The organism is Nocardioides sp. P86, assembly GCF_023712465.1.
Classification (GTDB): domain Bacteria; phylum Actinomycetota; class Actinomycetes; order Propionibacteriales; family Nocardioidaceae; genus Nocardioides; species Nocardioides kribbensis.
Window position 1 is genome coordinate 565,757 of the sequence record NZ_JAMAYE010000002.1, and the last position, 13,347, is coordinate 579,103.

The window sequence follows — 13,347 nt, forward strand, 5'->3', positions numbered from 1 at the left end:
TCTCCTGCCTTGCAACGCCGCGGGCAGGCCGGTTGGGTGGACGCATGGTCGGACGCATCCCAGTCATGAACGTCATGCCCCTCGTCGACCTCGGTCGGCTCCCCGCGAAGGCCACCGTGGGCGAGCCGATGCCGGTGTCGGCCACGGTCTTCCGCGAGGGCCACGACAAGCTCGGCGCCGAGGTGGTGCTGGTCGGCCCCGACGGGGAGCGCCGCGCCCCCGTGCGCATGGCCAAGCACCCCACGACGCCCGACCACTACGAGGCGTGGGTGACCCCCGACGCCGGTGGCGCCTGGTCCTTCGAGGTGCACGCCTGGTCCGACCCGATCGCCACCTGGCAGCACGCCGCGGGCCTCAAGGTGCCCGCCGGCGTCGACGTCGACCTGATGTTCACCGAGGGCCGCCTGCTGCTCGAGCAGGTGCGCGAGCACCTGGCCGCCGACGACCGTCGGGGCGCCGAGCTGGTGGCGGCCGGTCTGGCCGCCGCGGTCGACGAGCAGCGCCCGGTCGAGGCACGCCTGGCCGCCCTCCAGGACCCCGCCCTCGAGGCGGTGCTGCTGGCCCACCCCGTGCGCGAGCTGGTCACCGTCGAGGGCCCCTTCCCGCTCTACGCCGACCGCCCCCGGGCGCTCTTCGGCAGCTGGTACGAGTTCTTCCCGCGCTCGGAGGGCGCGACCCGAGACGAGACCACGGGAGCGGTCACCAGCGGCACGTTCCGCACGGCGGCGAAGCGGCTCGACGCGGTCGCGGCCATGGGCTTCGACGTGCTCTACCTGCCCCCGATCCACCCCATCGGCGAGGTCAACCGCAAGGGACCCAACAACACCCTGACCCCCGGCCCCGACGACCCGGGCTCGCCGTGGGCGATCGGGTCCAAGGACGGCGGCCACGACGCGATCCACCCCGACCTGGGCACGCTCGAGGACTTCGACGCCTTCGTGGCCCGCGCGCGCGAGCTCGACATCGAGGTCGCCCTCGACCTCGCGCTCCAGGCGGCGCCCGACCACCCGTGGGTGACCACCAACCCCGAGTTCTTCACCACCCGCGCCGACGGCACCATCGCCTACGCCGAGAACCCGCCGAAGAAGTACCAGGACATCTACCCGGTCAACTTCGACAACGACCCCCGCGGCATCTGCCGCGAGGTGCTGCGGGTCGTGCGGCACTGGATGGCCCACGGCGTGCGGATCTTCCGGGTCGACAACCCCCACACCAAGCCGGTGGCCTTCTGGGAGTGGCTGCTCAAGGAGGTGCGCCGCACCGATCCCGACGTGCTCTTCCTGGCCGAGGCCTTCACCCGCCCGGCGATGATGCGCGGGCTGGGCGCCGTCGGCTTCCACCAGTCCTACACCTACTTCACCTGGCGCACCGCCAAGTGGGAGATCGAGGACTACCTGCGCGAGCTGTCCTCGGAGACCGACCACATGATGCGGCCGAACTTCTTCGTCAACACCCCCGACATCCTCCACGGCTTCCTGCAGTACGGCGGCCCCGCCGCGTTCAAGATCCGCGCCGCGCTGGCCGCCACCAGCTCCCCCACGTGGGGGGTCTACGCCGGCTACGAGCTCTACGAGCACGTCGCGGTGCGCCCCGGCAGCGAGGAGTACCTCGACTCGGAGAAGTACCAGATCCGCATCCGCGACTGGGAGGGCGCCGAGGCCGAGGGCCGCACGCTCGCGCCGTACCTCACGCGGCTCAACGAGATCCGGCGCGCCCACCCCGCGCTCCAGCAGCTGCGCAACGTGGTGATCCACGCCAGCGACGACGAGAACGTGCTCGTCTACAGCAAGCAGCTGCCCCCGGGCAGTGCCGCGGGGGCCGGTCGCGACGACACGGTGCTCGTCGTGCTCAACCTCGACCCCCACGCCACCCGCGAGACCACCGTCCACCTCGACCTGCCCGCGATGGGCATGGAGTGGGGCGACTCCTTCCTCGTCACCGACGAGATCTCCGGCGAGGCCTGGACCTGGAGCCAGCACAACTACGTGCGCCTCGACCCCCACCACGAGCCCGCCCACGTCTTCTCCGTCAGGAGGACCGCATGAGCACCAGCCCCGACACCCGCCCTGAGACCCGCACCGAGACCCGCACCGACCCGGTCGAGGACCAGCACGACGGCCCCGGCCCGGCGCCCGAGGGTCCGCCGCTGGGCGCCGACCCCGTCGAGGACGGCCACACCAGCTCCGGCGTCGACGCCGGGGAGGCGGCGTACTCCACGCCCGACTGGTTCAAGACCGCCGTGTTCTACGAGGTGCTGGTCCGCTCCTTCCGCGACTCCAACGGCGACGGCACCGGCGACTTCCGCGGCCTGGTCGAGAAGCTCGACTACCTCGAGTGGCTGGGCGTCGACTGCCTGTGGATCCCGCCGTTCTTCCCCAGCCCGCTGCGCGACGGCGGCTACGACGTCGCCGACTACACCGGCGTGCTGCCCCAGATCGGCTCGATCGAGGACTTCCGCTACTTCCTCGAGCAGGCCCACGAGCGCGGCATCCGCGTGATCATCGACTTCGTCATGAACCACACCAGCGACCAGCACCCGTGGTTCCAGGCCAGCCGCTCCGACCCCGACGGCCCCTACGGCGACTTCTACGTCTGGTCCGACACCGACGAGCTCTACTCCGACGCCCGCATCATCTTCGTCGACACCGAGCCCTCGAACTGGACCTGGGACCCCGTGCGCCAGCAGTACTTCTGGCACCGCTTCTTCTCCCACCAGCCCGACCTGAACTTCGACAACCCGAAGGTCCACGAGGCGATGATCGAGGCCATGTCGTTCTGGCTCGACATGGGCCTCGACGGCTTCCGGCTCGACGCCGTGCCCTACCTCTACGAGCGCCCCGGCACCGACGGCGAGAACCTCCCCGAGACCCACGACTTCCTGCGCACCGTCAGGTCCTACGTCGACGAGCACTACCCCGGTCGCGTGCTGCTGTGCGAGGCCAACCAGTGGCCCAACGACGTGGTGGAGTACTTCGGCGACTTCGAGTCCGGCGGCGACGAGTGCCACATGGCCTTCCACTTCCCGGTGATGCCGCGCATCTTCATGGCCGTGCGCCGCGAGTCGCGCTTCCCGATCTCGGAGATCCTCGAGCAGACCCCGGCGATCCCCCACAACTGCCAGTGGGGCATCTTCCTGCGCAACCACGACGAGCTGACCCTGGAGATGGTCACCGACGAGGACCGCGACTACATGTGGTCGGAGTACGCCAAGGACCCCCGCATGAAGGCCAACATCGGCATCCGCCGACGGCTGGCGCCGCTGCTGGAGAACGACACCAACCAGATCGAGCTCTTCAACGCGCTCCTGCTCTCGCTGCCCGGCAGCCCGGTGCTCTACTACGGCGACGAGATCGGCATGGGCGACAACATCTGGCTCGGCGACCGCGACGGCGTGCGCACCCCGATGCAGTGGACCTCCGACCGCAACGCCGGCTTCTCCTCGGCCAACCCCGGCCGCCTGGACCTGCCGGTGGTGCAGGACGCGATCTACGGCTACGAGTCGGTCAACGTCGAGGCGCAGCTGGAGAACTCCTCCTCGCTGCTGCACTGGACGCGCCGCATGATCCACGCGCGCCGCAACCACCCGGCCTTCGGTCTCGGCGACTTCCACGACCTCGGCGGCTCCAACTCCACGGTGCTCTCCTACGTGCGCACGCACGTCGCCGACGACGGCACCGAGGACACCATCCTCTGCGTCAACAACCTCTCCCGCTTCCCGCAGCCGGTCGAGCTCGACCTGCGCCGCTACGAGGGCTGCCGGCCCGTGGAGCTGCTGGGTGGGGTCTCCTTCCCCGAGATCGGCGAGCTGCCCTACCTGCTGACCCTGGCCGGCTACGGGTTCTACTGGTTCCGCCTGACACCGAGCGACAAACCGCACGAGGGACAGCTGCTGTGAGCGACCCGACGACACCCCCGACCACGCCCCCGACCCACCTGGACCCCCAGGTCTTCGTCGACTACCTGGGCCGCACCCGCTGGTTCGCCGGCAAGGGTCGCCCCTTCGCGGTCAGCGCGATCCGCCGCATCGGGATCCTGCCCGGCCAGGTGGAGGGCCCGCCCACCGTGGCGGTGCACCTCGTCGAGCTGACCTACTCCGACGTCGCCGCCGACGCGCCCGACGCCGTGGAGCTCTACCAGGTGCCGCTGGCCTTCTACACCGACCCCGAGCCCCGCCTCGACCACGCCTTCATCGGCTGGTGGGAGGAGCCGGGCCTGGGCTGGGTCCACGCCTACGACGCGCTCCACGACCGCCGTGCGATGGCGGGCTGGCTGCGCTCCTTCCACCAGGCCGCCTCGCGCCCCGGCGGCAACATGACCGACGAGCGCAGCACCATGGCCTTCCACCGGCTGCCCGGCCACGAGCTCGACACCGACGTGCACTCCACGCTCTTCTCCGGTGAGCAGTCGAACTCCTCGGTGGCCTACGGCGAGGACTCGCTGATGAAGGTCTTCCGCAAGGTGACCGTGGGCGTCAACCCCGACATCCAGGTGCACGAGGTCCTCACCCGCTCCGACAGCGACAAGGTGGCCGCCCTCTACGGCTGGCTGGACTGGATGGACGAGACCGCCGACGGCGGCACGGGCGCGGTGGTGCAGCTGGCGATGCTGCAGCAGTTCCTCCGCACCGCCAGCGACGGCTGGGACCTCGCCCTGTCCAGCGTGCGCAACCTCTTCGCCGACCCCGAGCTGCACGCCCACGAGGTCGGTGGCGACTTCGCCGGCGAGGCCACCCGGCTCGGCGAGGCCCTGCGCGAGATCCACGCCCTGCTGGCCGAGCAGTTCCCGACCCGGGTGCTGGGCGCCGAGGAGACCGCGGGGATCGGTGCGGCCATGACCGCGCGGCTCGAGGCGGCCACCGCGGTGCAGCCGGGCCTCGCGACCCACGCCGCGGGCCTGCGCGCCGCCTACGACCGCGTCGCCTCGCTCGGCGAGGTCGAGGTGCAGCGCGTGCACGGCGACCTGCACCTGGGCCAGACCCTGCGCACCGCCAAGGGCTGGAAGATCGTCGACTTCGAGGGCGAGCCGGCCAAGCCCCTGCACGAGCGGCTGCTGCCCGACTCCCCCTGGCGCGACGTCGCCGGCATGCTGCGCTCCTTCGACTACGCCCCGCGCGTGGTCGAGCGCCAGCTGCTGGAGGAGGACCCCTCGGGCGCCGAGCAGCGCAGCGTGCGCGCCGCCGAGTGGGCCCACCGCAGCCGCAACCACTTCCTCACCGCCTACAGCGGTGGTGACATGAGCGAGGCCGAGCACGTGCTGCTCGCCGCCTACCTCGCCGACAAGGCGGTCTACGAGACCGTCTACGAGACCCGCAACCGTCCGGCCTGGGTGGACATCCCGCTCGCGGCCGTGGCTGAGATCGGAGCGGCATGACCCCGCAGAGCCAGCACCCCGTCCCCGTCCCCACCGAGGAGCTCGACCTGCTCGTCTCGGGGCAGCACGGCGACCCGCACGCGGTGCTCGGCGCCCACCCGGGCCCCGGCGGCGTGACGGTGCGCGCGCTGAGGCCGCTCGCCTCCAGCGTCACCGTGCGCGGCGCCTGGGGCGAGACCGCGCTGACCCACGAGCACGAGGGCGTCTGGGTCGGTGTGCTCCCCGTCGACGAGGTGCCCGACTACCGGCTGCTGGTCGCCTACGACGGCGAGCCGCACGAGGTCGACGACCCCTACCGCTTCCTGCCGACCGTGCGCGAGATGGACCTCCACCTCATCAACGAGGGCCGTCACGAGCTGCTGTGGACCGTGCTCGGCGCCCACGTGCGCCACTACGAGGGCGGGGTGTCCGGCACGTCGTTCGCGGTCTGGGCACCCGCGGCGCGCGGCGTGCGGCTGATCTCGGAGGTCAACGGCTGGGACGGTCGTCAGCACCCGATGCGCCAGCTCGGCACGTCGGGGGTCTGGGAGCTCTTCGTCCCGGGCGTCGGCAGCGGCACGGCGTACAAGTTCGCGATCCTCACCGCCGAGGGCCGCTGGCTGGAGAAGGCCGACCCGATGGCGGCGTGGGCCGAGGTGCCCGCCGCGACCGCCTCGAAGGTCTACGAGTCGACCCACACCTGGGCCGACCAGGAGTGGATGGAGGCGCGGGCCGCCAAGCAGCCGGTCGCCGAGGCGATGAGCGTCTACGAGATGCACCTGGCGTCGTGGAAGAAGCACCACGACGGCTCGATGTGGGACTACGACGCGCTGGCCGACGACCTGGTCGGCTACCTCGCCGACCTCGCCTTCACCCACGTCGAGCTGATGCCGGTGATGCAGCACCCCTTCGGCGGCTCGTGGGGCTACCACGTCACCTCCTACTTCGCCCCCGACTCCCGCTTCGGCGACCCCGACGGCTTCCGCCGCCTCGTCGACCGGCTGCACCAGGCCGGCATCGGCGTCATCCTCGACTGGGTGCCCGGCCACTTCGCCACCGACGAGTGGGCGCTGGCCCGCTTCGACGGCACCCCGCTCTACGAGGACCCCAACCCCCAGCGCGGCTGGCACAAGGAGTGGGGCTCCCACATCTTCAACTTCGGGCGGCCGGAGGTGCGCAACTTCCTCTACGCCAACGCGATCTACTGGCTCGAGGAGTTCCACGCCGACGGGCTGCGCGTCGACGGCGTCGCCTCGATGCTCTACCTCGACTACTCCCGCGAGGAGGGCGAGTGGACCCCCAACGTCCACGGCGGGCGGGAGAACCTCGAGGCCGTGCAGTTCCTGCAGGAGATGAACGCCACCGCCTACAAGCGGGTGCCCGGGATCGTGACCATCGCCGAGGAGTCGACCTCCTGGCCCGGCGTGACCCGCCCGACCTCCGCCGACGGCCTGGGCTTCGGCTTCAAGTGGAACATGGGCTGGATGCACGACTCGCTCGACTACGTCGCCCACGAGCCGGTCCACCGCGCCCACCACCACGGCGAGATGACCTTCTCCCTCGTCTACGCCTGGTCGGAGAACTACGTGCTCCCGATCAGCCACGACGAGGTCGTGCACGGCAAGGGGTCGCTGCTGCGCAAGATGCCCGGCGACCGCTGGCAGCAGCTGGCCAACCTGCGCGCCTACCTCGGCTTCATGTGGGCCCACCCCGGCAAGCAGCTGCTGTTCATGGGCGCCGAGATGGGCCAGGAGTCGGAGTGGGCGGAGTCGCGCGAGCTCGACTGGTGGCTGCTGGACCACCCCGAGCACCGCGGCGTGCACTCCCTGGTGCGCGACCTCAACCGCACCTACGTCGACACCCCGGCGCTGTGGGCGCTCGACCACGACCCGAGCGGCTTCCGCTGGATCGACGCCAACGACGCCGGGCGCAACACGTTCTCCTTCGTGCGCCACGGCGGCGAGGGCGCGGCCGACCTGGTCTGCGTGACGAACTTCTCCGCGATCCCCCACCACGACTACCGGCTCGGCCTGCCCGCGGCCGGTGAGTGGGAGGAGGTGCTCAACACCGACTCCAGCGGCTACACCGGCTCCGGCGTCGGCAACCTCGGCTCGGTCGTCGCCGTGCCGGGCGAGCACGTCGGTCAGCCGGCCCACGCCGACGTCGTGGTGCCGCCGCTCGCGACCGTCTGGCTGCGCCGCCGGCCCTGACCCCGGGCAAGGTGTTACCCGCCCGTGACGCTCCGACACGGGCGGGTAACACGCACCTGGTGGGTTGGTGGTCATGACCGTCTCGGGAACCCCTGACCACCTGTCCTCCCTCGCCCGACGAGCCCTCCTGCGCGGGGCGGCCGCGGGCGCCGTCGGCGCCGGGGCCCTCGGCGCGGCCGGCGTCCCGGCGGGTGCCTCACCCGGACGTCGGGCGCCGGCGGGCGGACCCCGCGGGCCGGTCCGCGTGCTGCAGCCCGGCACGGGTCCGACGCGCGGTCGCTACGTGCGGGCACGCGCCGAGGAGGTGCTGTGGGGCCGGCTGCCCAACCGGCTCAGCGAGCCCGTCGCCGTGGTCTCCTCCGGCGACGTGGTCACCCTCGACACCCTCTCCCACGAGGGCCTGCTCGAGGACCAGGGCCAGGACCCCCGCGAGTACTTCGGCTCCTTCGGTGTGCCCGAGCGCCACGTGCTGCGCGACGCCGTCGAGGTGGCCGCCCGCACCCCGCACGACGGCCCCGGACCCCACGTCGTCACCGGGCCCGTCGCGGTGCGCGGCGCCGAGCCGGGCGACGTCCTGCGCGTCGACGTGCTCGACCTGCCCCTGCGGGTGCCCTACGGCGTGGTGTCCAACCGCCACGGCAAGGGCGCGCTGCCCGGCGAGTACCCCGAGCGGTTCGTGGGCGACCCGGCGCACGCGGCGTACGTCAACGAGGGCGGGAACATCAGCGTCTTCACCGAGGTCGTGAGGTCCCGCGGCGGGCTGCGGGGTCGCCTGCCCGGCGACGTGCCCGTGGGCTTCGACCTGCACCCGTTCCTGGGGATGATGGGCGTCGCCCGCGACACGACCGCCCTGGTCGACTCGGTGCCGCCGACCTACACCGGCGGCAACATCGACATCAACGACCTCACCGTCGGCTCCACGCTCTACCTGCCCGTGCAGGTCGCCGGGGCGATGTTCTTCGCCGGCGACCCGCACATGGCCCAGGGCGACGGCGAGGTCGCGCTGACCGCGATGGAGGGCTCGCTGCGTCCCACGCTGCGCCTGAGCGTGGTCAAGCGCGGCAGCCGCGGCGCACCCGCCCAGGCCTTCGAGCAGCCCTTCGCCGAGAACCGTGACTTCTGGATCCCCATCGGTCTCAGCGACCCCGACGGCCCCGAGGGCGGCGGCAACGCCACCAGCCTCGACCTGGCCATGAAGGACGCCGTGCGGCAGGCGCTGGCCTTCCTCGTCGAGGAGCGCGGCATGGCCGGTCCGGTGGCCTACGCCTACCTCTCGGCGGCCGCCGACTTCCAGTGCTCGCAGGTCGTGGACCGCACCACCGGCATCCACGCGCTCATCCGCAAGGCCGACTTCGCCTGACCGCGACCGACCGGCGGCGACACCCGCGGCTGGGCGGTCGCTCCTCCCGGGGCCTGACTAGGCTGGCCCGGTGAGCCAGGAACCGACCGTCCAGCCGAGCGTCGCGACCGTCGCCGAGGGCGTGGCCCGGATCAGCTGGGAGCCCGGGGAGAACGTCGACGTCGTGCGCCGCGAGGTCGCCGCCGCCCTGGTCGACCACCCGCGGGTGGAGGCCCTGGTGGACCCCGACGACGAGGGCGGCCAGCGTCTGGCCACCTGGTCGGGCATGCGCCGCGAGGGCGTGATGCGCGGGGTGACCGTCGACGGCGGGCCCGTGGACCGCGTCGTCTACGCCCGCCTGGCCACCGACACCCCGGTGCACGAGCCGGCCGGCTTCCGCGAGCTGCTCAACTCCTTCCTGCCGCGCAAGCGCGCTATCAGCCAGATGCTGGTGCGCGACGAGGAGGGGCGCGTGCTGCTGTGCCGCCTCACCTACAAGCAGGACTGGGACCTGCCCGGCGGGGTCGTCGAGGTCGGCGAGGCCCCCCGCGAGGCCGTCACCCGCGAGGTCGAGGAGGAGCTCGCGCTGCAGATCCCCGCCGGCGATCTGCTGCTGACCGACTGGCTGCCCCCGTGGAGCGGGTGGGACGACGCGCTCTGCCTGGTCTACGACGGCGGCGTCCACCCCGCCTCGATCACCGCCTCGATCGTCGAGCAGGCCCGCGAGATCCGCTCCGCGCAGTTCTGCACCCCCGCGGAGGTCCGTGAGCACTGCGCCGACTTCACCGCGCGCCGCGTCGAGGCCGCCCTGGCCCGTGTCGCCGACCCCACCGGCGCCCCGGCGTACACCGAGAGCGGCCGCTGAGGGCGGACGAGCCGCTCGGGCACCGACCGCTCGTGGATCCCACGCACCAGGTGTGTGCGATCCACGAGTCAACGGGGCGGCGCCTCGCCCGACGGGCACCGCGGGCACCGTCGTGACGCGCCGGACCAACCAGCGCGACGCAGCAGCGCGGCCAGGTGGCCCGCCGTACGACACGGTGCTGCGGTCACCTGACCCCAGGTGAGCCGCACGGTGCTCCGCCCGGAGACGAGTGCCTCGAGGTCGCGCTGGTGGTCGGCGTCCCAGGCGGCACGGTCGGCGTGGAACGCCCGTCCGTCGAGCTCGACCACCAGGCCGAGCCCCAGGTACTCCACGTCGCGCACCGTGGCGACCTCGCCTGCACCGGCACGGACCTGGCGGGCGCCCGTCGGGAGACCGTGGGGCGACTCGACACGCTCGCGGAACGCCCGCTCGAGGGTGGAGCAGGCACCCGCGGTCAGGTCGTCCAGCATCGCCTCGATGACCTCGCGACCACGCACCCTCCCCCGGGCGTCGAGCGCCACCCTGACGCGTTCGGGGGTGGTCTGCCGGTCGTGGCAGGCCGCGGCCAGCACACCGAAGCGGCGGGCAGGGTCGTCCCCGGCGATCACGTCGATCACCGCGTGCTCGCGCCGGACCCGCGGCGGAGTCGCCTGCCAGAGCACGCGACCCTCCAGGTCCGCCGTGCGGTGCACCACGACACCGGCCAACGGCCTGACCGTGCGGCGGAGGTCGACCGCGATCTGGATCGGGGCGTCGGCCGGCGGTCCGGGCAGCGCCGACTCACGCGCCAGGGCGGCCGGCCAGCGTGCGTGCACCGCACACCACGCCCGTTGGCGCCAGGTGGGCACCCCGGTGTGCGCCACGAACGCACCGGGGTGCACGGCCACGAGCTCACGTCGCCGGACCAGGCGGGCGATGTCGTGGTCGGCGCCGCCGAGAGCCAGGATCTGCCGGCGCGAGACCGTGCGGTCCTGCACGCGGTCGAGCAGGTGGTCGAGCTCGTCGCGGTCCAGAGGCATGCCCCATCGTCGCCGAGGCGGAGGACCCTCGCTAGCACGCTGCGCCTGGGCTGTGGACGAGCTTCCTCAGCCGCCCACCGGGCGGGCGGCTGCGGCGTCGAGGGCGTCGCGGGCCAGGCAGGTGGAGGCGACCACCGCGGCCGGCATGACGACCACGGCGCCCAGGGGCACCAGGAAGCACAGCTGGGTGGCGGTGCCGAGGCCGAGCAGCGCGGCACGGTGCTCGCGCAGCAGCGCCCGCCGCCCGTGCCGGTCGATGCCGCGGGCCTCCAGGGGCCGCGAGACCAGCTCGGCGGCCAGCAGCCGCCCGGAGACCACGACCCCGAGCACGGCGCCGACCACGGCGCCCACCACGGGCAGCAGGCCGATCAGCAGCACCAGCAGGCCGGTCACCAGGCCCAGCCCCACGAGCACGCCGGCATCGCGCGCGGAGCGCCAGAAGCCCAGCCCGTCTCCGGGCGCCTCGCCCCCGAGCATGGTCTCGGTCTCGCGCCAGATCCGCTCGTAGAAGGGGTCACCGACGGCGAGCGTGAGGCCGGTGAAGGTGAGCGAGGCGACCAGCAGGAAGCCCAGCACCACCAGCACCCCGAGCCCGACGCGCAGCGCGACCCGGGCGACCTCGGCCCAGCCGTCGGCGAAGGGCGTGGCCCAGCCCACCAGGTCGTCGACGGTAAGCAGCAGCCCCACCAGCGCGGCGACCACCACGACGAGCACGATCAGCGCCGGCACCATGCCGAGGGCCATCAGCCCGGGCCGGCGCCGCCACATCGCGAAGCCGCGGCCGAGGTAGGCCACGCCCTGCCCGAAGCCCAGCGGGGTCACCGGCTCCTCGCCCCTCAGAAGAGGGCGTTGGCGAGGCCCTGGCGCCCGCGCAGCACGCGCGGGTCGTCGTTGCCCACGGCGGCGAAGAGCCCGAGGAGGTGCTCGCGCGCGGCGGTGCGCTCGTCGCCCGTCGTACGCCGCACCAGCTCGACCAGCCGCGCGAAGGCCTCGTCGACCTGTCCCAGCACCAGGTCGAGGTCGGCGACGAGGGTCTGGGCGTCGACGTCGTCGGGGCGCGCGTCGGCGTCGGCGCGCACGGCGGCCTCGTCGACGCCCTGGGTGCGCTGGAGGACCGTGGCCATGGCCAGGCCGGCCGCGGCCTCGGCGTCGGCGGGGTTGGCCGAGACCAGCTTCTGGTACTCCGCGACCGCCCGGTCGACGTCGCCGGCGGCCAGGGCGTCCTGGGCGGGGGCGTAGCGGGGGTCGACGGCGGGCTCCTCCTCGCCCTCCGCGCCGGGCTCGGCCTGGGCACCGCGGGGCTGGTGGCGACCGGTCATGCCCTGCGCGGTGAGCTGCTGCACGACCTGGGTGAGCGCGGTGCGCAGCTCCGCGAGCGGCAGCACGTCCTGGAAGAGCGGCGCGGGGCGGCCGTCGAGCACGGCCACGACCAGCGGGATCGAGGGGATCTGCATGGCCTGGGCGATGCCGGGGGCGGCGTCGATGTCCACGAGTCCGGCGAGGAAGCGGCCCTCGAACTCCGCCGAGAGCGTCGCGAGGTCGTCGGCGAGCTGGCCGCTCTCGGGCATGCGGGTGCGGGAGTAGAAGACGAGCAGCACCGGCGCGGTCATCGACTGCTCGACGACGGCCTGGAAGCTCTCCTCGGTCACCTCCACGGCGTAGGACGAGCCACCCCCGCCGCCCGCGGCCGGGCCCCCGGCACCGCCCGGGGCCCCGGGAGCGGCCGGCGCGGCGGGCGCCGCGGGCGCGGGCCGCTTGAGGGCCGAGAGGTCGATGGCACCGGGGCGGGAGAACGGCTGCTGCGTCATGGGGCCAATCCTAGGGAAGGCCGGTCTCAGTTGACGCGCGGGCCGCGCAGGCCGGAGCGCTGCACGACGCGCTGGATCGCGAGGTCGCGCTCGTCGGGGCGACCGACGTACCTCACGTCGCGCAGGCCCTGCTCCTGGGCCGCCGACTCGAAGACGAAGTGGCCGAAGCCGAGCAGCCGCCCGTGCAGCGGCTTGACGACGGTGATGTCGAGGATGCGGCTCAGCGGCATGGTGGCGAGGTTGCTCGAGAGCACCCCGTGGACGCGGAAGACGCGCATGTTGGTGATGACGAAGCGGTCGCGGTGCTCGCGCAGCACTCCCCACCCGGCCCGCAGCAGCAGCACGAAGGCCGCCACGAGCAGCACCCAGGCGGCACCCATCGGCACGAAGGCCGCCCCGACGAGCACCACGAGACCGAGCACCCCCTCGAGCACCGGGCGCACGTAGGCCGTCCAGTGGTGCAGCACCTCGTCGACGATGACCTCGCCCTCGTCGCGCAGGAGGTGCTTGTGGATCTGGGGGTCGCCCCAGCTGCGGAGCAGACCCACGGCTCAGCCCAGCTCGCCGACGAACCTGATGAGCGCGGAGAAGAAGTCGCCGGTCCAGGCCGCGATCTGCCCCCCGGCGCCGCCGGCGGCGTCGGCCAGCCCGCGCGGGTCGGTGAACATCCAGAAGCCCAGGAACACCACGACCAGGGCGATGACCACCTTCTTCATCGTCGACCAACCTGTCTGTTCTCGAGCGGTGAGCGGCGGAC

The 13,347-nt window shown here is 72.9% G+C and carries 11 protein-coding genes; 6 read left to right on the plus strand and 5 right to left on the minus strand.

Annotated features, from left to right (window positions below; genetic code table 11):
- The first annotated feature begins 44 nt into the window (after positions 1-44).
- From M3673_RS10210 to M3673_RS10235, 6 genes are all read left to right on the plus strand, one after another.
- Positions 45-2,045: an alpha-1,4-glucan--maltose-1-phosphate maltosyltransferase gene (locus M3673_RS10210; RefSeq protein WP_285839319.1), complete on the plus strand. Its 2,001-nt coding sequence runs from the start codon at positions 45-47 to the stop codon at positions 2,043-2,045.
- Entirely contained in the window at positions 2,042-3,895 is a 1,854-nt protein-coding gene (gene treS / locus M3673_RS10215; RefSeq protein ID WP_082500235.1) for a maltose alpha-D-glucosyltransferase, read from the plus strand. Before M3673_RS10210 ends, treS begins: the two co-directional genes overlap by 4 nt.
- Complete coding sequence (locus tag M3673_RS10220; protein WP_251533441.1) at positions 3,892-5,370, plus strand: hypothetical protein; 1,479 nt, start codon at positions 3,892-3,894, stop codon at positions 5,368-5,370. Before treS ends, M3673_RS10220 begins: the two co-directional genes overlap by 4 nt.
- Positions 5,367-7,559, plus strand: a complete 2,193-nt coding sequence (gene glgB / locus M3673_RS10225) for a 1,4-alpha-glucan branching protein GlgB (RefSeq protein WP_251533442.1) — start codon at positions 5,367-5,369, stop codon at positions 7,557-7,559. Before M3673_RS10220 ends, glgB begins: the two co-directional genes overlap by 4 nt.
- A 73-nt stretch (positions 7,560-7,632) precedes the next feature.
- Positions 7,633-8,919, plus strand: coding sequence for an acetamidase/formamidase family protein (locus M3673_RS10230; RefSeq protein ID WP_251533443.1), 1,287 nt, complete (start codon positions 7,633-7,635; stop codon positions 8,917-8,919).
- A gap of 70 nt (positions 8,920-8,989) precedes the next feature.
- The gene (locus M3673_RS10235) at positions 8,990-9,763 is read left to right on the plus strand and encodes an NUDIX hydrolase (RefSeq protein ID WP_056864159.1); all 774 of its coding nucleotides are present in this window, start codon (positions 8,990-8,992) and stop codon (positions 9,761-9,763) included.
- 68 nt (positions 9,764-9,831) lie between these two features.
- On the opposite strand, the gene M3673_RS10240 is transcribed toward M3673_RS10235, so the two are convergent.
- The 5 genes from M3673_RS10240 to M3673_RS10260 all read right to left on the minus strand — a co-directional run bounded on the left by M3673_RS10240 (position 9,832) and on the right by M3673_RS10260 (position 13,306).
- Positions 9,832-10,782, minus strand: a complete 951-nt coding sequence (locus M3673_RS10240; RefSeq protein ID WP_251533444.1) for a hypothetical protein — start codon at positions 10,780-10,782, stop codon at positions 9,832-9,834.
- Positions 10,783-10,848: 66 nt separating this feature from the next.
- On the minus strand, positions 10,849-11,604 hold the full coding sequence (locus M3673_RS10245) for an EI24 domain-containing protein (RefSeq protein ID WP_251533445.1): 756 nt from the start codon (positions 11,602-11,604) through the stop codon (positions 10,849-10,851).
- 14 nt (positions 11,605-11,618) lie between these two features.
- A complete protein-coding gene (locus M3673_RS10250) occupies positions 11,619-12,590 on the minus strand; it encodes a co-chaperone YbbN (protein ID WP_251533446.1) in 972 nt (323 codons plus the stop codon).
- A 26-nt stretch (positions 12,591-12,616) separates the two neighbouring features.
- Positions 12,617-13,138, minus strand: coding sequence for a PH domain-containing protein (locus tag M3673_RS10255; protein WP_193661082.1), 522 nt, complete (start codon positions 13,136-13,138; stop codon positions 12,617-12,619).
- Positions 13,139-13,141: 3 nt separating this feature from the next.
- Complete coding sequence (locus tag M3673_RS10260; protein ID WP_156697866.1) at positions 13,142-13,306, minus strand: hypothetical protein; 165 nt, start codon at positions 13,304-13,306, stop codon at positions 13,142-13,144.
- Positions 13,307-13,347: the final 41 nt, after the last annotated feature.

Coding starts and splice junctions, on each gene's coding strand:
- M3673_RS10250 (WP_251533446.1), bottom strand. CDS start 12,590: ATGACGCAGCAGCCGTTCTCCCGCCCCGGTGCCATCGACCTCTCGGCC.
- treS (WP_082500235.1), top strand. CDS start 2,042: ATGAGCACCAGCCCCGACACCCGCCCTGAGACCCGCACCGAGACCCGC.
- M3673_RS10240 (WP_251533444.1), bottom strand. CDS start 10,782: ATGCCTCTGGACCGCGACGAGCTCGACCACCTGCTCGACCGCGTGCAG.
- M3673_RS10210 (WP_285839319.1), top strand. CDS start 45: ATGGTCGGACGCATCCCAGTCATGAACGTCATGCCCCTCGTCGACCTC.
- M3673_RS10260 (WP_156697866.1), bottom strand. CDS start 13,306: ATGAAGAAGGTGGTCATCGCCCTGGTCGTGGTGTTCCTGGGCTTCTGG.
- M3673_RS10230 (WP_251533443.1), top strand. CDS start 7,633: ATGACCGTCTCGGGAACCCCTGACCACCTGTCCTCCCTCGCCCGACGA.
- glgB (WP_251533442.1), top strand. CDS start 5,367: ATGACCCCGCAGAGCCAGCACCCCGTCCCCGTCCCCACCGAGGAGCTC.